This is a genomic window from Flavobacterium amylolyticum (assembly GCF_048284335.1).
Lineage (GTDB): Bacteria > Bacteroidota > Bacteroidia > Flavobacteriales > Flavobacteriaceae > Flavobacterium.
On record NZ_JBLVPG010000001.1, the window covers coordinates 1,092,035 to 1,117,395 of the forward strand.

The 25,361-nt window shown below is 35.7% G+C and carries 25 protein-coding genes; 15 read left to right on the top strand and 10 right to left on the bottom strand.

Going from position 1 to position 25,361, the window contains the following annotated elements; all coding sequences use genetic code 11:
- Window positions 1-124: 124 nt before the first annotated feature.
- From ACNQF9_RS04875 to ACNQF9_RS04885, 3 genes are all read right to left on the bottom strand, one after another.
- Window positions 125-781 carry an aspartate kinase gene (locus ACNQF9_RS04875; protein WP_417959116.1) on the bottom strand — a complete coding sequence of 219 codons (657 nt, stop codon included), beginning with the start codon at window positions 779-781 and terminating at the stop codon, window positions 125-127.
- A 107-nt stretch (window positions 782-888) separates the two neighbouring features.
- The gene (locus ACNQF9_RS04880; RefSeq protein WP_417959117.1) at window positions 889-1,248 is read right to left on the bottom strand and encodes a YraN family protein; all 360 of its coding nucleotides are present in this window, start codon (window positions 1,246-1,248) and stop codon (window positions 889-891) included.
- A 68-nt stretch (window positions 1,249-1,316) separates the two neighbouring features.
- A complete protein-coding gene (locus ACNQF9_RS04885; protein ID WP_417959406.1) occupies window positions 1,317-2,213 on the bottom strand; it encodes a S66 peptidase family protein in 897 nt (298 codons plus the stop codon).
- Between the two features lie 269 nt (window positions 2,214-2,482).
- Between ACNQF9_RS04885 and ACNQF9_RS04890 the strand changes: the two genes are divergently transcribed.
- From ACNQF9_RS04890 to amaB, 3 genes are all read left to right on the top strand, one after another.
- Window positions 2,483-3,592: an endonuclease/exonuclease/phosphatase family protein gene (locus ACNQF9_RS04890; RefSeq protein WP_417959118.1), complete on the top strand. Its 1,110-nt coding sequence runs from the start codon at window positions 2,483-2,485 to the stop codon at window positions 3,590-3,592.
- A 67-nt stretch (window positions 3,593-3,659) separates the two neighbouring features.
- On the top strand, window positions 3,660-4,199 hold the full coding sequence (locus ACNQF9_RS04895) for a 3-hydroxyanthranilate 3,4-dioxygenase (protein WP_417959119.1): 540 nt from the start codon (window positions 3,660-3,662) through the stop codon (window positions 4,197-4,199).
- A 197-nt stretch (window positions 4,200-4,396) separates the two neighbouring features.
- Window positions 4,397-5,944 carry an L-piperidine-6-carboxylate dehydrogenase gene (gene amaB / locus ACNQF9_RS04900; RefSeq protein WP_417989730.1) on the top strand — a complete coding sequence of 516 codons (1,548 nt, stop codon included), beginning with the start codon at window positions 4,397-4,399 and terminating at the stop codon, window positions 5,942-5,944.
- 286 nt (window positions 5,945-6,230) lie between these two features.
- Here the strand turns inward: amaB and ACNQF9_RS04905 are convergent, their stop codons facing one another.
- Both ACNQF9_RS04905 and ACNQF9_RS04910 read right to left on the bottom strand, forming a co-directional pair.
- The gene (locus ACNQF9_RS04905; RefSeq protein ID WP_417959121.1) at window positions 6,231-6,956 is read right to left on the bottom strand and encodes a metallophosphoesterase family protein; all 726 of its coding nucleotides are present in this window, start codon (window positions 6,954-6,956) and stop codon (window positions 6,231-6,233) included.
- A gap of 670 nt (window positions 6,957-7,626) precedes the next feature.
- Entirely contained in the window at window positions 7,627-8,766 is a 1,140-nt protein-coding gene (locus ACNQF9_RS04910; RefSeq protein WP_417959122.1) for an ATP-binding protein, read from the bottom strand.
- 111 nt (window positions 8,767-8,877) lie between these two features.
- On the opposite strand from ACNQF9_RS04910, the gene ACNQF9_RS04915 reads away from it, so the two are divergent.
- Entirely contained in the window at window positions 8,878-9,693 is an 816-nt protein-coding gene (locus ACNQF9_RS04915) for a DUF4382 domain-containing protein (RefSeq protein ID WP_417989731.1), read from the top strand.
- Window positions 9,694-9,820: 127 nt separating this feature from the next.
- Here ACNQF9_RS04915 and ACNQF9_RS04920 read toward each other — a convergent pair whose 3' ends face one another.
- Entirely contained in the window at window positions 9,821-10,573 is a 753-nt protein-coding gene (locus ACNQF9_RS04920; protein ID WP_417959124.1) for an SDR family NAD(P)-dependent oxidoreductase, read from the bottom strand.
- Between the two features lie 147 nt (window positions 10,574-10,720).
- A complete protein-coding gene (locus ACNQF9_RS04925; RefSeq protein ID WP_417989732.1) occupies window positions 10,721-11,593 on the bottom strand; it encodes an aldo/keto reductase in 873 nt (290 codons plus the stop codon).
- Between the two features lie 212 nt (window positions 11,594-11,805).
- Between ACNQF9_RS04925 and ACNQF9_RS04930 the strand changes: the two genes are divergently transcribed.
- The 8 genes from ACNQF9_RS04930 (at window position 11,806) to ACNQF9_RS04965 (ending at window position 20,962) form a co-directional block, all read left to right on the top strand.
- The gene (locus ACNQF9_RS04930; protein WP_417959126.1) at window positions 11,806-12,810 is read left to right on the top strand and encodes an AAA family ATPase; all 1,005 of its coding nucleotides are present in this window, start codon (window positions 11,806-11,808) and stop codon (window positions 12,808-12,810) included.
- Window positions 12,811-12,889: 79 nt separating this feature from the next.
- Window positions 12,890-13,753: a DUF58 domain-containing protein gene (locus ACNQF9_RS04935; RefSeq protein ID WP_417959127.1), complete on the top strand. Its 864-nt coding sequence runs from the start codon at window positions 12,890-12,892 to the stop codon at window positions 13,751-13,753.
- A gap of 114 nt (window positions 13,754-13,867) precedes the next feature.
- Window positions 13,868-15,499 carry a hypothetical protein gene (locus tag ACNQF9_RS04940; protein ID WP_417959128.1) on the top strand — a complete coding sequence of 544 codons (1,632 nt, stop codon included), beginning with the start codon at window positions 13,868-13,870 and terminating at the stop codon, window positions 15,497-15,499.
- Window positions 15,499-16,500, top strand: coding sequence for a vWA domain-containing protein (locus ACNQF9_RS04945; RefSeq protein ID WP_417959129.1), 1,002 nt, complete (start codon window positions 15,499-15,501; stop codon window positions 16,498-16,500). The genes ACNQF9_RS04940 and ACNQF9_RS04945 overlap by 1 nt, the downstream gene beginning before the upstream one ends.
- A 43-nt stretch (window positions 16,501-16,543) precedes the next feature.
- Entirely contained in the window at window positions 16,544-17,575 is a 1,032-nt protein-coding gene (locus ACNQF9_RS04950; RefSeq protein WP_417959130.1) for a VWA domain-containing protein, read from the top strand.
- Between the two features lie 47 nt (window positions 17,576-17,622).
- Entirely contained in the window at window positions 17,623-18,381 is a 759-nt protein-coding gene (locus ACNQF9_RS04955) for a tetratricopeptide repeat protein (protein WP_417989733.1), read from the top strand.
- Between the two features lie 20 nt (window positions 18,382-18,401).
- Window positions 18,402-20,147 (top strand): BatD family protein, encoded by a 1,746-nt coding sequence (locus tag ACNQF9_RS04960; RefSeq protein WP_417959133.1) that lies wholly within the window; start codon window positions 18,402-18,404, stop codon window positions 20,145-20,147.
- 71 nt (window positions 20,148-20,218) lie between these two features.
- Window positions 20,219-20,962: a tetratricopeptide repeat protein gene (locus ACNQF9_RS04965; RefSeq protein ID WP_417959134.1), complete on the top strand. Its 744-nt coding sequence runs from the start codon at window positions 20,219-20,221 to the stop codon at window positions 20,960-20,962.
- A gap of 120 nt (window positions 20,963-21,082) precedes the next feature.
- Here the strand turns inward: ACNQF9_RS04965 and ACNQF9_RS04970 are convergent, their stop codons facing one another.
- A complete protein-coding gene (locus ACNQF9_RS04970; protein WP_417959135.1) occupies window positions 21,083-21,586 on the bottom strand; it encodes a CvpA family protein in 504 nt (167 codons plus the stop codon).
- A 142-nt stretch (window positions 21,587-21,728) separates the two neighbouring features.
- Here ACNQF9_RS04970 and ACNQF9_RS04975 point away from each other — a divergent pair, with 142 nt between their 5' ends.
- From ACNQF9_RS04975 to ACNQF9_RS04985, 3 genes are all read left to right on the top strand, one after another.
- Window positions 21,729-22,085, top strand: a complete 357-nt coding sequence (locus tag ACNQF9_RS04975; protein WP_131990612.1) for a hypothetical protein — start codon at window positions 21,729-21,731, stop codon at window positions 22,083-22,085.
- A 101-nt stretch (window positions 22,086-22,186) separates the two neighbouring features.
- Window positions 22,187-23,206: a phenylalanine--tRNA ligase subunit alpha gene (pheS, locus tag ACNQF9_RS04980; protein WP_417959136.1), complete on the top strand. Its 1,020-nt coding sequence runs from the start codon at window positions 22,187-22,189 to the stop codon at window positions 23,204-23,206.
- 71 nt (window positions 23,207-23,277) lie between these two features.
- Window positions 23,278-23,685, top strand: a complete 408-nt coding sequence (locus tag ACNQF9_RS04985) for a hypothetical protein (RefSeq protein ID WP_417959137.1) — start codon at window positions 23,278-23,280, stop codon at window positions 23,683-23,685.
- A gap of 221 nt (window positions 23,686-23,906) precedes the next feature.
- On the opposite strand, the gene ACNQF9_RS04990 is transcribed toward ACNQF9_RS04985, so the two are convergent.
- Both ACNQF9_RS04990 and ACNQF9_RS04995 read right to left on the bottom strand, forming a co-directional pair.
- A complete protein-coding gene (locus tag ACNQF9_RS04990) occupies window positions 23,907-24,125 on the bottom strand; it encodes a hypothetical protein (RefSeq protein WP_417959138.1) in 219 nt (72 codons plus the stop codon).
- 38 nt (window positions 24,126-24,163) lie between these two features.
- Window positions 24,164-25,159: an NAD(P)H-dependent glycerol-3-phosphate dehydrogenase gene (locus ACNQF9_RS04995; protein ID WP_417959139.1), complete on the bottom strand. Its 996-nt coding sequence runs from the start codon at window positions 25,157-25,159 to the stop codon at window positions 24,164-24,166.
- Between the last annotated feature and the right edge of the window lie 202 nt (window positions 25,160-25,361).

A 25,361-nucleotide genomic window follows, 5' to 3' on the forward strand; every position in this document is an offset into this window, starting at 1 on the left:
TTTTAGGAAATAGGTTTTTGAACTTCAAGTTCAACGAACTTTTTTCTTTGATGTTTATTGCAATGGTATTGCCTTGAGCTATGTGTTTTTAATTAGAAAAGTAATAGGTTAGAGAATCAGATTTTTAATTCTTAAGATCCTTAATAACTTTGAAAGCCACATCCACTTGCTCTTCACTCACTAAGATAGTGAATTCGTTTGAAGTCGAAATTACTTCGTTAATGATAATTCCTTCCCAGGCCAAACGTTGAAAAATAAAATAGTAAATCCCAGGAACAACAATATTTTCTTTAGGTAATTTCACCGTAATCGAAGCAAGGTTGTCTAGTTTTTGAATCAATTTTTCATTAGCAAAATGTTTGTCCACCAGATGATTAATACTATTGCTTACTACGATGTTAGTTTCATTCACTCCTCGGGATGAAGTATAGAAAATATCCGGAAAAGAATTAATGTCAGTAATTAAATCGGCTTGTTTGTTTAAAACAGTGTCAGAAGCGGCAAAGGTATAATCAGTCAATGCAGAACGAACGGTGATTTCACCAATGTTTTTTATGACTTTATTGATTTTGTGATTTAACCTGAAGTCTAATTCTTCGGTTAGTCTTTTTAAAGCCATAACAACCGCACCTTGTTTCACTTCCTTTCCAAATTCACTTTCTAATTCGGTCATTATGTTTCGGGATAATGAAGTCAAATTAATTATGCCTAATGATAAAGCATTCAACAAAAAAGGCTTTGTTTTAATGTAATTTTCTACAATAGAAGAAACAGTTTTCATAAGTAAATATTTGAGTGGTTGTAGTCGTACGCGTAGTTAGTGTGTAAATATGACGCAAATATAAATAAAAAACAATTTGTTACAAATATAACATCGATAAAAAGCAATTAAAAATAATAAAAAGCATCTATAATATGCTCAATTACAAAAGATTTCTCTTCCTTATGAACTGCAATAATGTCAAAACGGACTTCAATATCTAAATTTCTTTGGGTAACAAACGCGTCGACTGCTTTTACAAGAAGCTGAATTTTTTTAGGCTTCACAAAATCCTGTGGCAATCCAAACTCAATTGAGGAGCGGGTTTTAACCTCAACAACAGCAAGTATGTTTTCTTTTTGGGCCAGAATGTCAATTTCGGCCTTCTGGAAAGTCCAGTTGGTTTCGATAATTGTGTAGCCGTCTTTCTTTAAAAATTCGACTGCCATTTCTTCTCCAAGTTTTCCAAGTTCATTGTGTTCTGCCATTGAAAAATTTTGTTTTAAGTTTAAGATTTCAAGTTTTTAAACTTCTGCAATCAAAAATAAAATTGCCTCTATTCAAAAACCAGCGTACTGCATTTTTCATTGACATTAATAATGACATTATTCCCTAAAATTAGTGCTCTATTGTCTTGAATATGACCAGCTGGAAAATTATACAAGATAGGAATAGTGTATTTTTTGGTAACATCCTCGATAATCTCAATGGCGTTTTTCCCCCATGGAATGTCATTGTCTTTCATTTTTGTCATGGAACCCACAACAATGCCTTTGATGCTTTCCAGGCAGCCATTTCGTCTTAAATTCATCATCATACGGTCAATGTGATACAAGTATTCGTCTAAATCTTCTATAAACAAGATTTTATCAACGCAGTCAATCGCGGATGGTGAGCCCAACAAACTGTATAAAATGGATAAATTCCCACCCACCAATTCTCCGGTAGCGCTACCGGGTCTGTTCATGGAGAATGAATCAATTTCGTATGATAATTTTTCACCAAATAAGGCAATTCTCAGGGTTTCGATGGCTTGAAGAGTTGCTCTAGGAGCAGTTATCGGCATGATTGCATGAATGGATTTGTAACCCATAGTATTCAAATGATTGTGTAAAACGGTGACATCACTAAAGCCAACGATCCATTTCGGATTTTTTTTGAATGCAGTAAAATCCAGTAAGTCAATCATTCTGACGGTACCATAACCACCCTTTACACACCAAATAGCTTTGATATTTGGGTTGTCTAGTTGTTGCTGAAAATCGGCTGCGCGCTGTTCGTCAGTTCCAGCTAATTGATTGTTGTCTAAACCGATGGTGCTACCAATAACAACTTCAAGTCCCCAGCTGTGTAACAGATCGATGGCGGGTTTTAGGTTATCATCCGTATTTTTACGAGCTGTTGCCAAAATAGCTACGGTATCTCCTTTTTGTAAACGTGGTGGTGTGATCATTTGTGATTGGGCTTGACTGTTGAAAGATTGTAAAACAAAAATAAAGAATAGAAATTGATATAAAACAGGATAGCGTAGTATAAAAGTAAATCGGTTTGCAGTCATGTTGTATTGTTTTCTAAAATAATTGGAATCATGGGGTCTTGAAAAAGACAAAAAACAAAGATAGACAATTAGAAAATAATTTTAAGTTTACCATCAAATGACTATTTTTACAATAAACAGATTCTAAAACGAATCAGATCAACGACTGGAAATAAATGATACTTATGAGAATTACGTTCTGGATTCCGATTCTATTTTTATTTCTTCCAAGTGTAAAATCCAATGCACAACAAAAAAAATATGTCATTCATACTGTCGCATTTTATAATTTCGAGAATCTTTTTGACACCATAAATGACCCTGCCACTTTTGATGAAGAATGGACTCCAAAGGGTTTACAGCGTTGGACATTTAATAAATATGAAAAAAAATTAGGGAACTTAGCGCGCGTTTTAGCTGAAATAGGGTCAGGTGAAAATACCGATTCGCCCACATTTATTGGGGGATGCGAAATAGAAAACAGAGGCGTTCTGGAAGATTTAGTCAAGCAACCTAAACTGATCGAGAAAGATTACGGAATCATCCATTTTGATTCGCCTGACAAAAGAGGTATCGATGTGGCGCTCTTATATCAAAAAAAGAAGTTCCAACCTACAAGTTATAGCACAATTCCGCTTTACATTTATAAGGAAGGAGGTAATACAAATGAAAGTTCTAAAGTAAATTTAGAGGAAAAAACAGATGATGAATTGCAAATTAGCACCAAAAATTATCGGGTTTATACCCGAGATCAATTGTTGGTAACAGGCTTTCTGGACGGCGAGGAAATTAATATTATTGTCAATCACTGGCCATCCCGTTCCGGTGGCGAGAAAAAATCGAGCCCGTTCCGCGAAGCCGCAGGAGTATTAAACCGAAAAATAATCGATTCGTTGCAACGCATAAATTCAAATGCAAAATTGATCATTTTGGGCGATTTGAATGACGGTCCATATAATAAAAGTGTCAAAATTGGGCTTGGCGCCAAAGCAAAAAAGACGGAAGTACTTCCTTTTGGGATTTACAATCCATTCGAAGAAATGGCCAAGAAAGGATTTGGAACTATCGCATTTCGGGATGCATGGGATGTTTTTGACCAGATAATGGTTTCTGAAACCTTACTGCAATCCGATTATACGAGTTTTCGATATTGGAAAGCCGGAATTTACAACAAATCGTTTTTGATACAAACCAGCGGACAATACAAAGGCTATCCGTTGCGACATTCCACCACCGAAATAGGATTTAGCGACCATTTTCCAGTATATATTTATTTAATTAAGGAAAAAATATAAACAGGATTAAATGCATTGTAGGGAATTTAAACCTATTTCATAACTTTACATTCAAAAATTAGAAAAAATGGCAATAGCAAAACCTTTCAACCTCAATAAATGGATTGATGAAAACCGTCATCTTCTTAAACCGCCTGTGGGTAACAAAAATTTATATGCTCAATCAGGGGATTATATCGTGATGGTTGTTGCCGGTCCAAACGCCCGAAAAGACTACCATTACAACGAAACCGAAGAATTGTTTTACCAGCTCGAAGGCTCGATCAAAATAATTATTCAAGAAGATGGCGAGCGCAAAGAAATGGAATTACATCCGGGCGATATGTACCTGCATCCTGCTAAAACGCCACATTCTCCGGTGCGTTCCCAAGGTTCTATAGGACTTGTCATCGAACGAAAAAGAGCTGGACAAGGATTCACGGACGGATTGCTTTGGTTTTGTGATTCTTGTAATCACAAACTGCACGAAGTCTATTTTGAACTGCATAATATTGAGAAAGATTTCTTGCCTCATTTTGAACATTTCTATAATTCAGAACACTTGAGAACCTGCGAAAAATGTAGAACCATAATGGAAACCGACCCTAGATTTGTTGCCCAAAAATAATTTAATGCTGAATTTATTTTACGATCAGGAGCCTATCCCGCTATACGTTCTATCTTTTACGGCTTAAAGAAAGCCACAAAAGGATGCCACTTTTATCGGGGCTAAAAAGCGTAAAATAAAAGGAGCAATGTTTAGTATTTCCCGTTAAATCAATATATTTGTAAAAAAATATAACAATTTTTAATAAATAAGTTACAATGATAACAATAGCAGATCAATTCGGAATCAAAGAAGCCCTCAAGCAATTAGGGATTGAAGCCATAAACGAAGGAACATCAACTGGAGCAGCTAATTTTGCCAACGGAAAAATCATCGAAAGTTATTCACCAGCAGATGGAACTTTAATTGGAAAAGTAAAAACATCTTCTAAAGAGGATTATGAAACTGCTATGCAAAAAGCATCGGAAGCTTTTCTAGAATGGCGCATGGTTCCCGCTCCTAAAAGAGGGGATATCGTTCGTCAGATGGGAGATGAATTAAGAAAATTCAAAGAACCTCTTGGAAAACTAGTTTCCTATGAAATGGGGAAAAGTCTTCAAGAAGGATATGGTGAAGTGCAGGAAATGATTGATATCTGTGATTTTGCGGTGGGATTATCCCGCCAATTGTACGGGTTAACCATGCACTCTGAACGCCCTTTACACAGAATGTACGAGCAATACCATCCAATAGGAACCGTCGGAATCATTTCAGCATTTAATTTTCCGGTAGCAGTGTGGAGTTGGAACGCAATGATTGCTTGGGTTTGTGGTGATGTCGCGATTTGGAAACCAAGTTCAAAAGTGCCTTTATGTGGAGTGGCTTGTCAAAATATTATCAAAACAGTTTTAAAAAGAAATAACGTTCCAGAAGGCGTAAGCTGTTTGGTAACTGGAAACGAATCCGGGGATTTAATCAATAATGATAAACGAATTTCGTTAGTTTCATTTACCGGATCAACAAGAATAGGACGTCACGTGTCAAAAACCGTTGCAGAGCGTTTTGGAAATACCATCCTTGAATTAGGAGGAAACAATGCTATTATCGTTTCGGAACATGCGGATATCAGTATGGTACTGGTGGGAGCCGTTTTTGGAGCGGTAGGAACAGCAGGACAACGTTGCACTTCAACCAGACGTTTAATCATTCACGAAAGTGTGTATGACAAAACCATAAGCGTATTGAAAAATGCGTACGGTCAATTGCAAATCGGAAATCCATTGGATGAGAATAATCACGTTGGACCGCTTATAGATAAAGGTGCTGTTCAAGATTATCTAACTGCGATTGAAAGTGCCAAAAAAGAAGGTGGAAAAATCATCGTTGAAGGCGGATTGGTTGAAGGTGTAGGATATGAAAGTGGTTGCTATGTGAGACCCTGTATTATTGAAGCTGAGAATCATTTTGACATCGTTCAAACAGAAACGTTTGCGCCTATTTTATATGTAATGAAATACAGCACGATTGAAGAAGCGATTGCGTTGCAAAACGGAGTGCCACAAGGACTTTCGTCCTCTATTTTTACCAATAGCATGCGAGAAATGGAATTGTTCCTATCTCAATCCGGTTCTGATTGTGGAATTGCCAATGTAAATATTGGGACATCCGGAGCAGAAATAGGGGGCGCTTTTGGAGGTGAAAAAGAAACTGGTGGTGGACGTGAATCTGGTTCTGATGCCTGGAAAGCCTACATGAGAAGACAAACCAATACCATTAATTACGGAACACAATTGCCATTGGCACAAGGAATCAAATTTGATTTGTAGTAACAAATTATAACATATTAAAAAAGGCAATTTGAAAATATCAAATTGCCTTTTTTAGTATTAAAATTCCTTGGAAACGTAGTAAAAAAACATCATGGCCTTTGTAAGGCAATCTAACCCGTGGTACACATTGAAAAACGGAATCTTTTCTACAGCAATAACAAAATTAAAAATGTTCCAACAAATATAGTAGACTTAGACTATTTTTTATTTTTTAAAGTATGTACAAGTGTCAGTGTAACAGTGAAAGATCGCGTTATTGCACAGGTTAAAGAAAATAGGACATCTAATTTCTTCCTTTCTCGTCAAAATACAATTGGTTCAAAGGTTCGCTTTGCCAGAATTCCTTACTGTCAACATCCATAATAGTCAGCGGTCCCTTGAAAGCCGCTCCGGTATCTACATTCCAAATATTTGCCTTTTGAATTGGGGTTGTTTCGCCTATTCGCGTAACGGGCGTGTGACCAATATAAATTTCGTTGTATAAGGTAAAGCGCTTTGGGTAGAAAATGTCATCTGTTTTCATGGTTTTATCTAATGCCAAAGCCGTTTCCCATAAGGTTCTGTCCCAATAGAAAAGTCCAGGAAAATATTCAAAATCGACACCGTTCATATTTGTGAAGCCAGCATGAACAAACAGACGACTTTGATCGTCCAGATAAAAATTTTCTAGCGATTGTAGAAATTCAATATGCTTTTTCTTGGTTTCTAAACTAACAGTTTCATAAGCCAAAACAGTTGCTTCGCCCCCATGTTTGTACCACAACAGATTGTCTTTGCTTTCGTCAAGCCATTCCAGCAATAAATCATCATGATTTCCGCGAATACAAACACAGTTCTGTTTGGTTTTCAAATCAATAATAAAATCAAGTACCTGAGGGGACTGGCTCCAGCCGTCAACGTAATCACCCAGAAAAATCAGGGTGTCATTTTTAGTAACGTTGGCTCGCTCCATAATTTGGTGTAGTGCGCGCAACCCACCGTGGATATCGCCTATAACAAGTGTTCTCATGTATGCTTTGTTCTTTTATTAATATAAAAATAACAGAAAAGGGGGTGTTATTTTTCAAGTTATAAAATTAGGTAAAAGAGTACTGAACTACGCTTTTTTAAGTAAATAAAAAGGTATTCTATTTTAAAGGGTCTTATTTTACTAAAATTGAAACTAAAAACGCATTAACAGAAAGCTAAAATATCACTGTTTTTAGTGATTGTTTTATTTGATTTTTCAATTTAGTTTTACAAAAATAAAATTATTTTCCAATGGATGCAATCTTCGCACTATCGCTGCTGTTAGCTAAAATAATCTGTCAAGTTGTAAAGGAATTGTTGGGTTTGATTTAGCATCTATAATGAAATATTTCAAGTCATTCTTAATTTGTCTGACAAACGCTTAAAACCAAGAGGAAGGGATTGTTTTTATCTCTTTCGGTTACCTGTGTTTCCAAAAAAAACAACAAATACCCAAGAATTTGAGATCAAGTTTGATAGTGCTATTCAGTGTAAATTTCTAAAAATAGATGCTGTCAATAGTGTTTTTTATGTATTTATTACAAATGATGTAATTTGAATCAAGAATAGGTCCTCGTTAATCCCGTTTTCTGAAAATAATCCATTCGAAAATACAATACATACTGATATATTGCTTTTTTCACTGGATAAATTTTTGTGTATAGATGTAATTATTGTACATCATATTTCATTTTTCTTAAAATTCGCAAGGCTTCTTTAAAAGACAAATACACTTGGGCAAAGGGTTTCAAAAGGAGCTTGGCGTCAATCAATTTTTGTTTGGCTTCATCAAAACCGTTGAGGTAGCAAATCATGAAGGTAGAAGGCAGGTTTTCTAAATCTTTGTGTTCCCGCTCGGATAACGAAAGTCCTTTTTGGAGTTTATTTAACAAAGCAATATTGGCATTGTAAATATGGAACAGCATTTTTTTGTTGAATTCCGGTGGCTGAAACAGTATTTCTCTTTCTATTTTGTAATACCCATTGTCATGAAAATGAATCGTTTGTTTTTCTAAAGGATAGTAGCTCGTTTTATCATTCAAGCCTAACGGAACGTATTCAATAATGGTAAAAGTATCTTCATCGAAAGTGATTTCAACTACATCCTGAGCCGAATAGAATAACTTGATTTGTTCGTTTATAAGTTCAATATCTACGCGGGAAAGATAGGTTTTTTCACGGGATTTCTTGGCAATTCCTGCCCAGCAAATCACGAATAACTCTTTGAATACTTTGTACTTTGGCGCCATATCCTTGTGCCTGAAATTCATGAAATCGATCACGCCATCGAGTGTATATTCAATGCTATTTCTAGAATTATTCTCGATGCCAATTACGGTTTCCATATTCTGGTAATTCTTTTCGATTTCTCCATCAATTGGCATCGTATTACTGCCTCGCCGTATAAAAACACTTTGAGCAGCAATCGTATGGATTCCTTTTTTGAAGTGGGAAGTCTTGCTTTTTGGCTTGACCGTTACTAGGCCAATAACTTTATCTTTTGGCAAATTGGGAAAAGGGACATTCTCGTACTGAATTTTGGGAGGATTTTCGAGGTATGCATTCACTAAATTCTGAATCCGACTGTCGTCAAAAAAGTCATCACCCACAATAGTGTTATCTTGATCTTCGACACCCACAACAATATAAGAATTGTTCGAAGGATTTGAATTGGACAGCGCACAAATGTGTTTCAGAAACTTAGCTTTACCCTCCCGTGTATGCAAATTCAACTGGCGCTTTTTATCATAAAAACTACTCTCATCATTGTGAGCGAGCAGGTTTTTAATAAGAATGCGTTTGTTGATCATTTGATTATTAATGATGTGACATGATGATAAGAAAATCACATTTTATTTTTATTATGTAATTTATATACTTTTTTGACGTTGTTAATATACTAATTTTAATAATTGAAAAATATGAAAAGCATTAAATTTTACCTAGCTGGTTTTTTAGCTATGGCTTCAATGGGATTGTTTCTCACAGGATGCGACAGTAACAATGATGTATCAGGAACATCAAATATTAAGGTTAGAATGGCAGATGCGCCGGGAGATTATCAGTCTGTATTTGTAGATGTCAAAGACGTTTTGATAAAAAACTCCGATGATACTGATGATAGCAAAGGTTGGGTTAGCATAGGGAGCATAACTCCAGGAATATATGATCTGCTGAAGTTAACTGGTGGGGTAAATGTATTATTGGCTGACAATACTGTTCCATCTGGATACTTGGGGCAAATGCGATTGCTTTTGGGAGATAGAAATACGGTTGTTAAAAACGGTATGACATACGATTTGAAAACTCCAAGTGCTCAACAATCGGGATTAAAACTAAAAATTAAGCAAGACCTTGTTGCTGGTGCGACCTACGAGTTTATGTTAGATTTTGACGTGAAGAACTCTGTTGTTGTTCAAGCCGGATCTTCAGGAAATTATAATCTTCACCCAGTTATCAGAGTATCGAGTACGGCAACATCAGGTGTGATAAAAGGAACTGTAAGTATAGTTCCGGCAGGCGCTACAGATTTAGCCGCATCCGTTAAAGTTGGTGACATAACGGTTTCTGCTTTTGCAAACGAGCAGGAAATGTTTCAATTAAATGGTATTCCTGCAGGGACTTATGATGTGAAACTAACTTATAAAGTGGCAAATGTGGAATATATGAAAACGGTTTCTGCTGTTGTAGTAATTAATGGCAAAGTAACTGATATGGGCGCTACGCCATTACCCTAAGTTGTAGTTAAATAATATTTTAATAAAAAAAGCAGCTGTCTGACAGCTGCTTTTATCGTTTTATTAATTTCGCGTTGTTCTAAGTATTTTTCGATTCCATTAATGAGATTCCTAAGAGGCTATAAAATTAATTTTTTTTCACAATTGTTGATGATGCTTGAGCAGTACACATTACTACTAAGTCAGCAATATTGATGTGATAGGGCCTAGAAACCACAAAATGGATGATATCAGCAATATCCTCTGCTTGCAAAACGTCAAAACCTTTATATATATTTGCAGCTCTGTCCGTATCTCCTTTAAAACGCACTTCGCTAAACTCCGTTTGTACCATTCCAGGATGGATCCCGCCAACCCTTATTCCGAATGGGTTCAAATCTATTCGCATGGCTTGATTCAAGGCGTCGACGGCATGTTTAGAGGCGCAATAGACATTCCCATTTGGATATACTTCTTTTCCGGCAATGGAACCAATGTTGATAATGTGACCTGATTTTCGTTCGATCATTTGCGGGATTATGGCTTTCGAAACATATAATAGCCCTTTTACATTGATATCAATCATCGCATCCCAATCGTCTAAATCTCCAGATTGTATGGGCTCTAACCCGTGTGCGTTGCCGGCATTATTAATTAAGACATCAATTTTAGAAAAGGCTTCCGGCAAGGAATTGATGCTTTCAAATACAGCGTTTTTATCGCGAACATCAAAGGATAAAGTATGGACTTCTGTAACTTCCCGAAGTTCTTTTTCTAGGGCTGATAATCGGTCTTGGCGGCGGCCGCAAAGAATAATTTTATAATTATTTTTAGCTAATATTTGTGCTGTTGCTTTACCAATTCCGCTGGTGGCACCAGTTATTAAGGCTGTTTTATTCATGTGTTCTATTGTATTATATTTAGGATTAATGTCTCATAAAAACATTAAATACGATAAATTTACTTTTTCTAATTTTGATATATAGAAAAGATTTAGCAGTTGTTGCATCTAAAATTTTGGACTGAACACGGGGCCTGAAATGTAATTTTAAGCGACATTATTACCCATGCTTTCTGACCAAATGGCAAACCAGTCTTCGTGCTCCAATTCTAACTCAACAGCTTTCATCAGGGATTGAATTCGGGCAACATTTACCGTTCCGGCAATAGGAATCACTTGAGCTGGGTGTTTCAGAATCCAGGAAAGTAAAATGGTATCAGAACCTAAATGGTATTTTGAAACTAAGGTTGCTAAAAGTTTTTTTAAACGTCTAGTTTGTGGAATATCCTGTCTAAAAATGATGCCAAGCGGATTCCACGACATGGGACGGATGTTGTTGGCTTGCATGTAATCAAAACTTCCGTCAACCATAGGTTCGAAGTTAGTAGCTGAGAATTGGACTTGATTGTATAAAATTGTTGTTTTCTGACGAATCAATTCTGTTTGTGTTGCAGTAAAATTAGAGAGCCCAAAATCGATAATTTTTCCATCTGATTTTAGTTTTAAAACGGCTTCGGCAATTTCATCGGCTTGCATCAAAGGACTGGGCCTGTGAAGTAAAAGAACATCCAAATAATCAGTATTTAAATTTTTCAAGGAATTCTCAACAGACCAGATGATGTAATCTTTTGAATATTCATAATGTTTTATAGTATTGATGCGGTTTTCCGTAACCATTTGAATGCCACATTTAGAGATCAATTGCAATTTTTCTCTGTCAATTTTACTTGAGGCAAAGGCTTTTCCAAAGTCAGATTCGGTGGTGTAATCGCCATATATATCGGCATGATCGAAAGTGGTAATTTTATTCTCTAAGCACACATTAATCATGTTTTCCATTTCTTTAGTATTGAGATTTTTATCCCAAATACCCCAATTCATTACACCCGCTACAACAGGCGATAATTCTGTTTTATTCATTGTTTTTATTTTTTATTAAAATTGATAATTCTGCTATTTCAAAGTAGTTTTTTCAAAGTTCTTAAAAATATAAAAATTGTATCACAATACATCCTTAAAATTAGGACTTTTATTGAAGTTTTAACCAATTTTTAACATCTTACTTCTAAAAAAAAATTCAATTTGCACCTTCAAAACTAAGGCATTTAATTTAAGGTTATAAAAACAATAAAATGGAAGATAATACAGCAACTTTAGACATCAGAGCAATCAATGAAAAAATTGAAAGAGAGAGTGCTTTTATAGACCTTCTCACCATGGAAATGAATAAGGTTATTGTGGGTCAAAAGCACATGGTAGAGCGTTTGTTAATTGGTCTTTTAGGTCAGGGACATATTTTATTGGAAGGAGTTCCCGGATTAGCCAAAACATTAGCCATAAATACTCTTTCGCAAGCCGTACACGGATCTTTTAGCAGAATACAGTTTACACCGGATTTATTGCCTGCCGATGTTGTAGGGACCATGATTTACAACATTAAGCAAAATGAATTTTCGATAAAAAAGGGTCCTATTTTTGCTAATTTTGTTCTTGCTGATGAGATTAACCGTGCTCCAGCCAAAGTGCAATCGGCATTGTTAGAAGCGATGCAGGAAAAGCAAGTGACCATTGGTGATACTACTTTTAAATTAGACCGACCATTTTTAGTTTTAGCTACGCAAAATCCAATTGAGCAAGAAGGAACATACCAATTGCCTGAAGCGCAAGTCGATCGTTTTATGTTGAAAACAGTTATCGATTATCCAAAAATGGAAGACGAACGTTTGGTGATTCGTCAGAACCTAAAAGGAAGTTATGAGAAAGTAAATCCTGTAGTTTCAGTAGAGCAAATTTTGCGTGCTCAAGAAGCGGTTCGTGAGGTTTACATGGATGAAAAAATAGAAAAATACATACTTGATATTATTTTTGCCACAAGGTACCCGGAGAAATACAAATTGGCTGATTTAAAACCATTAATCAGTTTTGGAGCCTCGCCACGTGGAAGTATTAATTTAGCGAATGCCGCAAAATGTTACGCTTTTATCAAACGTCGCGGCTATGTAATTCCAGAAGATGTTCGTGCTGTAGTTCATGATGTATTGCGTCACAGAATTGGTGTTACTTATGAAGCGGAAGCAGAAAACATTACTTCGGTTGATATCATTAACAAAATCGTAAACGAAATAGAAGTACCTTAAAAAGATTTAAGATTTTTGATATCTGATTTTAGATTTTAGATCTGAAATCAGCAATCGTTAATCAGCAATCAACAATCAAATGGATACAAAAGACCTTTTAAAGAAAGTCCGGAAAATAGAAATCAAAACCCGAAGATTGAGCGATCACATCTTTTCGGGGGAATACCACACGTCTTTCAAAGGACGAGGAATGACGTTCAGTGAAGTGCGTCAGTACCAGTACGGCGATGATATTCGTGCTATTGATTGGAATGTTACCGCACGGTACAACGAAGCACATGTAAAGGTTTTTGAGGAGGAACGGGAATTGACCATGATGTTGATGGTAGATATTTCAGGATCTGAAAGTTTTGGTTCGAAAAACCAATTCAAGAAAGATATTGTCACGGAGATTGCCGCAACAATGGCTTTTTCGGCGACACAAAACAATGATAAAATAGGGTTGATTTTGTTTTCGGACGAGATTGAATTGTATATCCCTCCAAAAAAGGGACGATCGCACGTGCTGCGGATTATTCGGGAATTGATAGAATTTCAGCCTAAAAGCCGTAAAACAGATATTGCACAGGCCTTGAAGTTTTTATCAGGAACCCAAAAAAAGAAAGCAATTGTGTTTGTAATCTCTGATTTCATGTCAGACGATTACGAACAAACTTTGAAAATAGCATCCAAGAAACACGATATAACCGGGATTCGTGTGTACGACATTCGAGAAGAAAAAATGCCGGACTTAGGGATGGTTTCTATGCTTGATGCCGAAACAGGAGCAATTGAATTGATAAATACGGGTTCAAAATCAGTGCGAATGAATTATGAAAAACAATACCACGATAAAGTAATTTATTTCAAAGAAACATTCAGTAAATCAGGATCAGGTGTTGTAAATACACGAGTTGATGAGAGTTATGTGACAAAATTGCTGAGTTATTTTAAATCGAGATAAATCCGCTCATGGCCTCCTCGAAAGAGAGGAGATGATAGAGGATTAAAATTTTCACGATTCGGCTCGCTCTCCTTTGGAGAGTGCTGGGGTGAGGAAAAAATATTTAATATAAAAATGAAAATTAGACTTTACCTACTATTATTGTTGCTTTCTACGGCTGTTTTTGCACAACAAAAGCAAGTAGTCACAAGTATTGACACGATTAAAAATAAAATTGGTGCCGAATTTAAACTGTCCATAAAAACTACTGTTGACACTTCGTCTAAAGTAATTTTCCCAAAATTAAAAAACTTTGGTGCTTTAGAGGTGATTCAGTCGTATCCTATTGATACTGTAAAAATGGATGGCCGGTATGAATTAATCAAAAAATACGGTTTAACACAGTTTGATTCCGGTAGATATGTTGTTCCAAGTATCAAGATTTTTATCGACAGTAAGCCGTTTATGACGGATTCATTGTTGGTAGAAGTGGCAAATGTTCAAGTGGATACTTTGAAACAAAAAATGTTTGATATAAAGGATATTGCTCCAGCGGATAATACAATAGGCGACTGGTGGAAATACCTGTTGATTGGGGCTTTGATTATTGGAATAGGATCTTTTATTTATTGGTTTATTAAAAAACGTCAGGAAAAGAAATTAATAGAAGAAATATATAAAACACCAATAGAGAGAGCGACGAGTTTGCTGGATACATTGGAGAAAAAAGAACTTTGGCAAAAAGGAGAAGTCAAAGCCTATTATAGTGAATTAACAGATATTGCCAGAAATTATATTGAAGAAGCCATAGAAATTCCAGCGATGGAAAGCACTACTTCGGAATTGATTCAGGGACTTAGAGCGGCTTCTGTAAAAAAGAAAATGACGCTTTCGCAGGAAATCATCGAAAATTTAGAGCGTGTTTTGAAGCAAGCCGATTTGGTAAAATTTGCCAAATCAAAACCATTGGATTTTGAAATCACCGAAGACCGAAACAAAATTGAAAAAGCAATTCTGACATTAGACAATTCGATTCCAGTAGAAGTGCCAGCGGAGCAAGATGTGTTATTGAACGAGGCACAAAGACAAAAACAGATCCAAATTCAATTGCGCAAACAAAGAAACAAGCGTATTGTTACTGCTCTGGTCGTTGTTCTTTTTTTATTAGCCGCAACCACTACTTTTTTCATTGTCACTAAAGGATTTAGTTATGTAAAAGACACTGTTATTGGGCATCCTACTAAAGAACTATTGGATGGCGAATGGGTTAAAAGTGATTATGGAAATCCGGGAATTATCATTGAAACTCCAAAAGTGTTAAAAAGAGTAGACTTGACTAAAACACTACCTAAAGAAGGCATGGCCTTGATCAAAGAAATGCAATCTTTTGCTTATGGAAGTGTTCTGGATCGTTTTTACGTGATGGTTTCTACATTAAAATACAAACAGGAGACTGAAATTGATTTGGCAAAATCAATGGATGGAGCATTGCAATCTCTAGAATCTCAAGGCGCACAAAACATGATTGTCAAGCAAGAAGAGTTTGAAACCAAAGAAGGGGTTAAAGGAATAAAAGCATACGGTACCTTTTCACAAATTGACGGGGACAATAAGTCAAGTGCAAAAATGTATTATGAAGCATTGTTGTTCAGTCAAGAAGGTGGATTGCAACAAATTTTACTTTTTCATGAAGAAGGGGATTCCTATGCTAATGCCATATCAGAACGAGTTTTGAACTCAGTCGAATTAAAACAAGCAACTAAATAATGGACAAAATAACGTTTTTAAACCCAGAGTTTTTTTGGCTGTTTCTCCTGATCCCAATAGCAGTTGTATGGTTGTTTCGTAAAAAGAACCACCAATCAGCTACATTAAAAATGAGTTCATTGCAAGGATTTAAAGGCTCCAATTCCTCTTTGACTAAGTTGAAGCCGATGTTGAATGTGTTCAGAATTTTGGCTTTATGCTCTTTGATTGTTGCTATGGCAAGACCCAGAACCGTTGATGTAAGTAATAAAACAAAAACGACCAAAGGAATTGATATTGTTATGGCGATAGACGTATCAGGAAGTATGCTAGCCAAAGATTTGAAGCCAGATCGAATGCAAGCGCTTAAAAGATTAGCGGCAGATTTTGTTGAGGAAAGACCAAACGATAGAATTGGCCTTGTTGTTTATGCTTCAGAAGCCTATACAAAAACGCCAGTAACCAGCGATAAAGCAGTTATTCTTGATGCCATAAGGAGTATTAAATACGACAACGTTTTAGTAGACGGGACAGGAATAGGAATGGGATTAGCTACCGCTGTCAATAGATTAAAGGACAGTAAGGCGAAGAGCAAAGTAGTTATTCTGATGACGGACGGGGTGAATAATGCTGGATTCATTGAGCCGGATACTGCTTCAGATATTGCAAAACAATACGGAATAAAAGTATATACCATAGGGATTGGAACAAATGGAATGGCAATGTTTCCTTATGCAATTGCACCTAACGGGAAGTTTCTCTTTCAAATGATGAAAGTGGAGATTGATGAACAAATGATGAAAAAAATTGCCAACAATACCGGTGGAAAATATTTTAGAGCAACCAGTAATAATAAGTTGGCCGAGATTTATGCAACAATAAATAAGTTAGAAACGACCGAAATTGAAGAACTAAAATTTTATGATTACGATGAAAAATTCAGACCGTTTATATGGTTTGCAGGTTTTTTATTGCTATTTGAAATAGGATTGCGAAATACGGTTTTTAAAAGCTTCATATAACATCAGTCTCAGTTCTAAAGGAACTGTATTCAAAATTAAAAAAATGGAATTAGACGAAAAAAAATATTTATACCTTCTTTTGATACTGCCGCTTTTGGTGGTTGTTTTTCTGGCTAATTTATATTGGAAAAGAAAAAAGCAACGCGAGTTCGGGGATTTAGAAATGGTTAAAAAATTGAGTCCAGAAAGTTCAGCTTTTAAACCCGTTTTAAAGTTTGGAATACTTCTCTTGGGGTTGGTTGGATTAATTTTGGGATTGGTAAATCCAAAAATTGGCACAAAAATGGAAACCGTAAAGCGAGAAGGAATCGATATTGTTTTTGCGATTGATGTCTCTAAAAGTATGTTGGCCGAAGACGTTGCTCCCAACCGGTTGGATAAAAGCAAGCAAATTGTCTCGCAAATTATCAATCAATTAGGAAGTGACCGAATAGGAATTGTTGCGTACGCCGGTAGTGCTTTCCCAGTATTGCCTATTACGACGGATTACAGCGTTGCAAAAATGTTTTTACAAAGTATGAATACGGATATGGTTTCCTCAGTAGGAACATCGTTCAACGAAGCCATCAAATTGTCTGCAACTTATTTTGATGATAAAAAAACGAGTAAGTTATTGATCATGATTTCAGATGGTGAAGACCACAACGAAGGAGCAGAGGCAGCGGCCGAAGAAGCCAATAAGTTAGGTATAAAAATCATTACTATTGGGGTTGGAACTGAAAAAGGGGGTACGATTCCATTGAAAAGAAATGGTATTGTTGAGGGATTTAAAAAAGATAATAACAATGAGGTTGTTATAACCAAACTGGTTCCAGAAAGCTTGATGGCTATTGCTAAAGCCACAAAAGGAGGCTATGTAAACGGTACTAATACGAAAGAAGTCCTAGATTATGTAAAGAATGCATTGGATAATATTCAAAAAACAGAGTTTGAAGCAACTGAAATGGCCGATTTTCAATCACAATTTCAATGGTTTTTAGGGTTTGCTTTTTTGTTATTATTTGTAGATGTTTTTCTATTGGAAAGAAAAACAAGTTGGGTTAAGAAATTGGATTTATTTAACGAAAATAAATAATTATTTCTAAAGGGTTTTAAAGCCTTTTGGATCTATAGATACAATAAATGAAAAGATTTAAAATTTTAATAATTGCCTTTTTTATGTTCGCTTTTTCACGAACTACAGGTGTATATGCACAAGAAAAAGATCGGATTTTGCCGAAAGCAAACAAGGAGTATGCCGAAAATAAATTTGTAGAGGCAGAAGCCATGTACAGAATTTCTGATTCTAAATTTCCGAATAAATCAGTTGCCCCTTTTAATCTTGGGAATACAATTTACAAACAAAAACAGTCCTCAGAAGCTAAATTTGCGTATGCGAAAGCATTAAAAAGTTCAACATCCAGACCTCAGAAACACCGTGCCTTTCATAATCTTGGGAATGTTTTTATGAACGACAAAGACTATACACAAGCAGTGGAGGCATATAAAAATGCGTTGAGGAATGACCCGACAGATGAGGAAACGCGTTACAATTATGCTTTAGCCAAAAAAATGTTGAAAGACAATCCGCCAAAAGACGATAAGAAAAAAGACGAGAAAAAGGATAAAGAAAAAAAAGAAGATAAAAAGGACGATAAGAAAGACGGCGAAAAAGATAAAAAAGACCAAGACAAAAAAGAAGACAAAGGCGATCAAGACAAACAGAACAAAGATCCTAAACCAAATGAAAATGGGGAGCCAAAACTAGCACCGGGTGGGATTTCTAAAGAACGCTTGGAAAATCTCCTAAATGCAGTAAACAGAGAAGAAAAGAAGGTTCAGGATAAAGTGAATGCTAAGAAAGTTCAAGGAAAGCCAGTTAGAACAGAGAAGGATTGGTAGTTCAATTAGATAGTTTGAAAATGAAGAAATATATAGCAGTGATTGTTTTACTGGTAAGCAACTTGCTTAGCGCTCAGGTTCAGTTTGAGGCTCGAGTAAGTAAAACTACGCTAGGCTTGAATGAAAGGCTGCGTATTGATTTTATGATGAATGTAGACGGAGATAATTTCGTACCGCCGTCTTTTGAAGGATTCAGAATTATTGCTGGACCGAGCCAGCAAGTAAGTCAGTCGTGGGTAAACGGAAGAAGTTCTTTTGAAAAAGCGTACTCTTATTTTCTGGTACCAAATCAAAAAGGGACATTTGTTATCAAGCAGGCAGCGATTGAGTACAACGGTCAAATTTACAAAACGGCACCTGTAAGAATTATTGTGACCGCTGCCACAGAACAGCTTAAGGATCCTAACGATTCTCAGATGTCTGGGGATGAAAACCTATATCTGGTTGCTGATGTTTCTAAAACAAATCCATACATCAACGAACCCATTACGGTAGTGTACAAATTGTATTTTGCTAACATTGGAATTTCAAATTTAGGAGAATCAAGTAAGCCTAAGTACAATGATTTTTGGAGTCAAAATATCGAAATCAAACAACTGGCTGCTGAAGAAGGAATTTTCAAAGGCCAGAATTTCAGGTTTATTGTACTGAAAAAAGTAGTGCTTTATCCACAAAAATCTGGTAGACTTAAAATTGAGCCGTTATCATTATCGGTAGATGTGCAATTGCCAACGAACCGCAGGGATGTTTTTGGCCGAATGATGCTCACGGAAACTACTAAAAGAGTTTCGGCTGGTGCCAAAACCATCACGGTTAAACCACTTCCCGAGGCAGGAAAACCAGAGAATTTTTCTGGAGCAGTTGGGAATTTTGACTTTAAAGTTATCCCGTCAAAGACTAATTTAAAAAATGGAGAAAGTCTTAATTTAGTAGTAAGTGTAACGGGTAAGGGAAATTTGAAATTATTTAGTTTACCAAAACCGGTCGTGCCAAATGCACTAGAGATGTACGATGCGATTCACAGTGAGGACATCAGTACCTCACTTATGGGCATGAGCGGAAAAATCTCAGACAGCTATACTATAATTCCACAGTACAAAGGAAATTATCCAGTAAAGCCATTGCAGTTTTCATATTTTGATTTGGGTTCAGGAACCTATAAAACAGTAAGTTCTCCAGAGATAATGATTAATGCCCTCGATGGCCCAACACCTGCTGATTCTTCTGCAACTGATGGCAACAAAAATAAAATTTCGAATGTAGAGGAATTCAAATCTATTAAACTAAAGAGCTCTCTATTTGCGATTGAAAAGAAGGATTTCTTTGGGTCTAATCTATTTATCGGATTGCTATTGCTGCCTTTTTTACTGGTACCTCTGATTATAGTGTTCAAAAAGAAAAAAGAAGCTATTGATGGGGATATTACCGGGAACAGAATCCGAATGAATAATAAACTGGCTAAGAAATATTTATCTGAAGCTAAGAAACAAATCAACAACAAAGAACTGTTTTACATTGCGTTGGAGAAAGCCATGCACAATTTCCTAAAAGCAAAATTGCATATCGAAACATCTGAAATGAGCAAGGATAATATTCAGGACCTATTGCTGTCTCGAAATGTAAAACCAGAGGTGGTTAATGATTTCATTACGCTTACCGAGAATTGTGAGGTAGCGCGTTATGCGCCTTCGTCAAGTGTTGCGATACAACAGGATTTTGATAAGGCGGTATTTATAATCTCTGAACTAGAGAAGCAAATGGCCTAACATAAGGACAAAAGTTAATCTTAAGGAAACAAACTTACCCATTTATGCCTTCTTGGTTAAAAAACATAAAGATGAAAAACATACTATACATACTCTTACTTTCAACCCAGATTTTCTTTGCTCAAAACGGCTTTGAAAAAGGAAATGCGTATTATCAAAAGGGAAAATATAGTGAAGCTGTTGCAGCTTATGAAAACGTTTTGACAGAAAAAAAACACTCCTCTGAATTGTATTTCAATTTAGGAAATGCCTATTATAAATTGAATCAAGTAGCACCTTCAATCTACAATTATGAAAAAGCATTGGTTTTAAATCCTAATAATACCGATGCAATTAACAACCTGAAATTCGCTCAAAAGCGAACTATCGATGAGATTAAAGTAATCCCAAAAGTAGGTTTTGGAAAATTACTTCGCGATTTTACAGGGATTTATGACTACGATACTTGGGGATGGATTTCTGTAGTGCTGAGTTCAGTTTTCCTAATTTTCTTTATTGGGTATTATTTTTCAGAAAAAACACTGTATAAAAGGATTTTCTTTCTGGGTATGTTTCTGGTTATTTTTATAATGCTAATGACAGTATCAGCAGCAGTTATTGAGAAAAGCCATTTTGACACAGAAAAACCAGCGATCGTTTTTGCCGAAAGAACAAATGTAAAAAGTGAACCCAGAGATGGCGGTCAGCCAATATTTGTGCTGCACGAAGGAACAAAATTATATGTGGAGGAAGCCATTGGGAAATGGAAAAAAGTACAACTGACGGATGGAACTGAAGGCTGGATCGAGAGTAGTGCAATTAAGGAAGTGAAGTAGTAACTTTAGTCTTCAGCAGTTAAAATAAATCAATCAAGAAGCAATATCATTAATGGCTTTACAAAACCGAAACTAAAAAGAGGAACATTGCACTATTTATATTACCAGTCCACACGCTCATCACTTCTTCTTTAAACTACTATACCATTGTTTTAATGACGGATACATGTATCCGGCAGTTTTTTGAATGGGATTGTAAAACATTGAATTGTCCAATGTTTCTTTTTTGGCTAAAATATGATTGAAATTTATTTTTTCGAAAACCGCAAAGACGATACTGATAATCAAAACTGTTTTTAATACTCTAAAAAAACCACCACCAACTTTATTCAACCACCCTAAAAAAGCAAAATCGGCTATTCCTGTCAGGAATTTTCCTAATAGTGAGACCATTACAACCACAGCAATAAAAGTGAGTATAAAGGCAACAACTTGAATGGTATTGGGATTCCATTTCACAAATCCTACTAAAATATCCCTCATGAAAGAAGAAAATTTCACTGCAAAATAAATTCCTGCCAACAGCGAAACCAACGAAGCTAATTCTATAAAAAGACCGTTTTGCAGGCCTTTATAAAAAGCAAAGGCAAGCAGTACGCCCAAAATGATATCTAAAAATCCCATAATACTTAATTAAGAAAAATAAAATTGCAAATATAAAAGAATTCTTCTTTACCATTGCCAATTTTCAAGTTCTTATCTTTGCCCAAATAATTTTATAAAATATGGATTCATAATTCATAATTTATAACTCATAACTAAAGAAATGTCAAGAGACACACAACTTAAAGAACGCTGGGAACAGCTTGTCAATATACTTTCCAATCAATTTTCTCAAGGTGAGGATTTAGATCTCGACGCTATTATTTATCTAATTGGCGTACAAGAACTCGGGAAAGTACACAGTGAATACAAGAAAGACGAAAAACTAAACCTGATGCACATCGCCATTTGTAGGTTATTAGAGCCGTATGGTTTCTATGAATTCGAATTTTTTGATGAAGAAGGATGGCCCCATTACAAAGTAAAAGAGGAACTACCACCACTAAAAGCTGGAGAACAATCGGTTTTGATGAAAGAAGCCATTGTGAATTATTTTCTGGAAAGAGAACTTATTTCGTAATTTGCAATCGCAGTCTCTGTTTTCAGAACGAATCTACTGAATACTGAGACGGTAAACTGAAAACTTTTCCCTAAATTTGCACTCTCAATTATTGGATGAAAATGATAGACAAGATAAAAGAATATATTGGCGAAGCACAAGCTTTTTCAACGCAAGATACAGCCGAATTAGAAACATTTCGAATTAAATTTCTGGGAAGCAAAGGACTTTTAAAAGACCTTTTTGCTGAATTTAAGAACGTTCCTAATGACCAAAAAAAGGAATTCGGACAGGTGATCAACCTGCTTAAAACTTCTGCTGAAGATAAAGTAAAAGCCATACAGGATACTTTGGAAAACAAAGAAGAAAGTAAAGGGTTTTACGGCGATTTGACCCGTTCAGCTGAGCCTATGATTATTGGTTCCCGTCATCCTATTTCATTAGTAAAAAACCAAATTATAGATATCTTTTCAAACATTGGTTTCAATGTTTCTGAAGGTCCTGAAATTGAAGACGACTGGCACAATTTTACCGCATTAAACTTACCGGAATACCATCCGGCACGTGATATGCAAGACACGTTTTTTATTCAAACGAATCCCGATATTTTGTTGCGTACGCATACATCATCTGTACAAGTGCGTTACATGGAAGAAAACAAACCACCGATTCGTACTATCTCTCCGGGAAGAGTATTCCGTAATGAAGCTGTTTCGTCCCGATCACACTGTATTTTTCATCAAGTCGAAGGGTTGTATATTGATAAAGACGTTTCTTTTGCCGATTTAAAACAAACACTTTTGTATTTCACCAAAGAGATGTTTGGAAAATCAAAAATACGATTGCGTCCTTCCTATTTCCCCTTTACGGAGCCAAGTGCTGAGGTGGATATTTATTGGGGTTTGAAAACAGAAACCGATTATAGAATTACCAAAGGGACCGGTTGGTTAGAAATCATGGGTTGCGGCATGGTCGATCCTAATGTTTTGAAAAATTGTGGTATCAATCCTGATGAATACAATGGTTTTGCCTTCGGGATGGGAATCGAAAGAATCGCCATGTTGTTGTATCAAATCGGCGATATTCGCATGTTTTATGAAAATGACGTTCGTTTCTTAGAACAATTCAAATCCTCAATTTAGTCAAAAATTATAAAGTCGAACGAAATACCTGTTTTAGATTTCACTTGCCTCTAATGCATTAAGAATAACGTATGAAAAAAGACATAATCATCCCCGAAGTAGAAAACGTATTCCTGGCAGCAGTTCAGGAATGGAGTGACGATTTTATGGAAAAAGTGTGGTATGCCTATTTGGTAAATGACAGTGATTTTCTTATTGAAAGTGTCATGGTGGTTTCTAAAGCTTTTGGAACGATTGATGGCGAAATGAAAAAAACATCACTCTTGCGCCACGCTTTTGTAGCAGTGCTTCCGGTGTCAGTAAAAAAAATTGAAATGATTGAAAAAAGTGTTTTGGCACTCAACAATGAGTTCATGCTTACGTTTTTTATTGGAGACAAATTATACGATAAAAAATTCATTTTCAAAGCACATTCGATCCATGAGGATTTTGTGGAAGAGGTGCCTATTTTATTTGTTGATGGTGTTATCGTGAGGTAGGTCAGTACTATTTTCTATTCCTGTTTTTTTCTTCCAACTAAAATAACCGACCACAAATATCCCGGCTAAAATCAAATAAACTATTCGGAGTAAATTTTTTTAGACAAAAAAGCATCTTCAAAAGACATTTCTAATAAGGTAAATTAGCCATGGTAAAAGAGACAGTGCCTCCCCAAATCACCCCAATTTAATCTGAAATATCTATCTTTTATTCATAAAGATTATTTAGCGGCTTGTTGTTTAACCTTGGATTTCCAAGTGAAATAACCTAAAGCAAATATCCCTACAAGAATGTAAGCAGCTGCTCGAATATAAAAATTAGCGGTAGCAGCCTGTTCCGAAAAAGGGATTTCTTTGATGTCGAATAAAACATTGAAAATTGTCATAAACATACCCCAAATTCCGCCAGTTTTAATTTGATATTTCCATCTTTCACTCATGAAATGATTGTATTTTAATTGTTACACCTACAGGTAAATCAATCCAGTTTATCAGTAAGTTTTTTAAACACGGATTTAGCGTCCTGACCTTCATACAGAATATTGTAAACGGCATCTATAATTGGTGTTTTGGCGCCATAGGCTTGATTGAGTTTATAGGCGCTTTTAGCAGCATAATAACCTTCGGCAACCATACTCATTTCCATCATTGCTGATTTAACCGTGTAGCCTTTACCAATCATATTACCAAACATTCTATTTCTGGAAAAAACGGAATAACCCGTAACCAATAGGTCTCCTAAGTAAGCGGAATCATTGATGTTGCGTTTCATTTTGTGGACTTTTTTGATGAATTTTTTCATCTCACGGATTCCATTACTCATCAACACGGATTGGAAATTATCCCCGTAACCCAAACCATGAGCAATACCAGCAGCAATGGCGTAAATATTTTTTAGCATGGCTGCATATTCTGTTCCAATAATGTCATCAGTAATTTTTGTCTTGATGTAGTTTCCAGACAAATTTTTAGCGACAATTTTTGCCTTATCGGGATCTCCACAAGCAATAGTGAGATATGATAGGCGCTCCATTGCCACTTCTTCAGCGTGACAAGGGCCAGTAATTACACCGATGTTGTAATACGGAATGTCATATTTTACATGAAAATGTTCCCCGACAATCAAACTCGTTTCGGGAACGATTCCTTTAATTGCTGAAAAGATTATTTTGTCTTTTAATGAAACGGTTAATTTTTCTAATTCGGCATCTAAAAAAGCAGAAGGAATAGCAAAGATTATGTAATCAGCATACGCTACAGCTTCATTAATATCGCTGGTCAGTTTTAGTTTTTTGGTATCAAATTCAACAGAACTTAAATAATTTGGATTGTGCTTGTAAGTTACAATGTGTTCTATAGCAGCTTCATTACGCATGTACCACGAAATTTCGGTGAGATTTACACATAACATCTTTGCTATTGCTGTCGCCCAACTTCCACCACCAATTACTGCGAATTTTATATTTTCTGGCATTTTTTTATTGAATTTAATCAAAAGTACTTAAAAAACTGGTACTTAAACAAATTAAATTAATGCCAAAAGCCCAGTATTCACATAGTTCTAGGGTGTGGTTTTCCTAATATTTTATATTTGGATTATTTTTTTTGACTTATCGTTGCAATATAATTATCTGTATTCCGTTATATATAACTATTGTTTAGTATTTTAACACAAT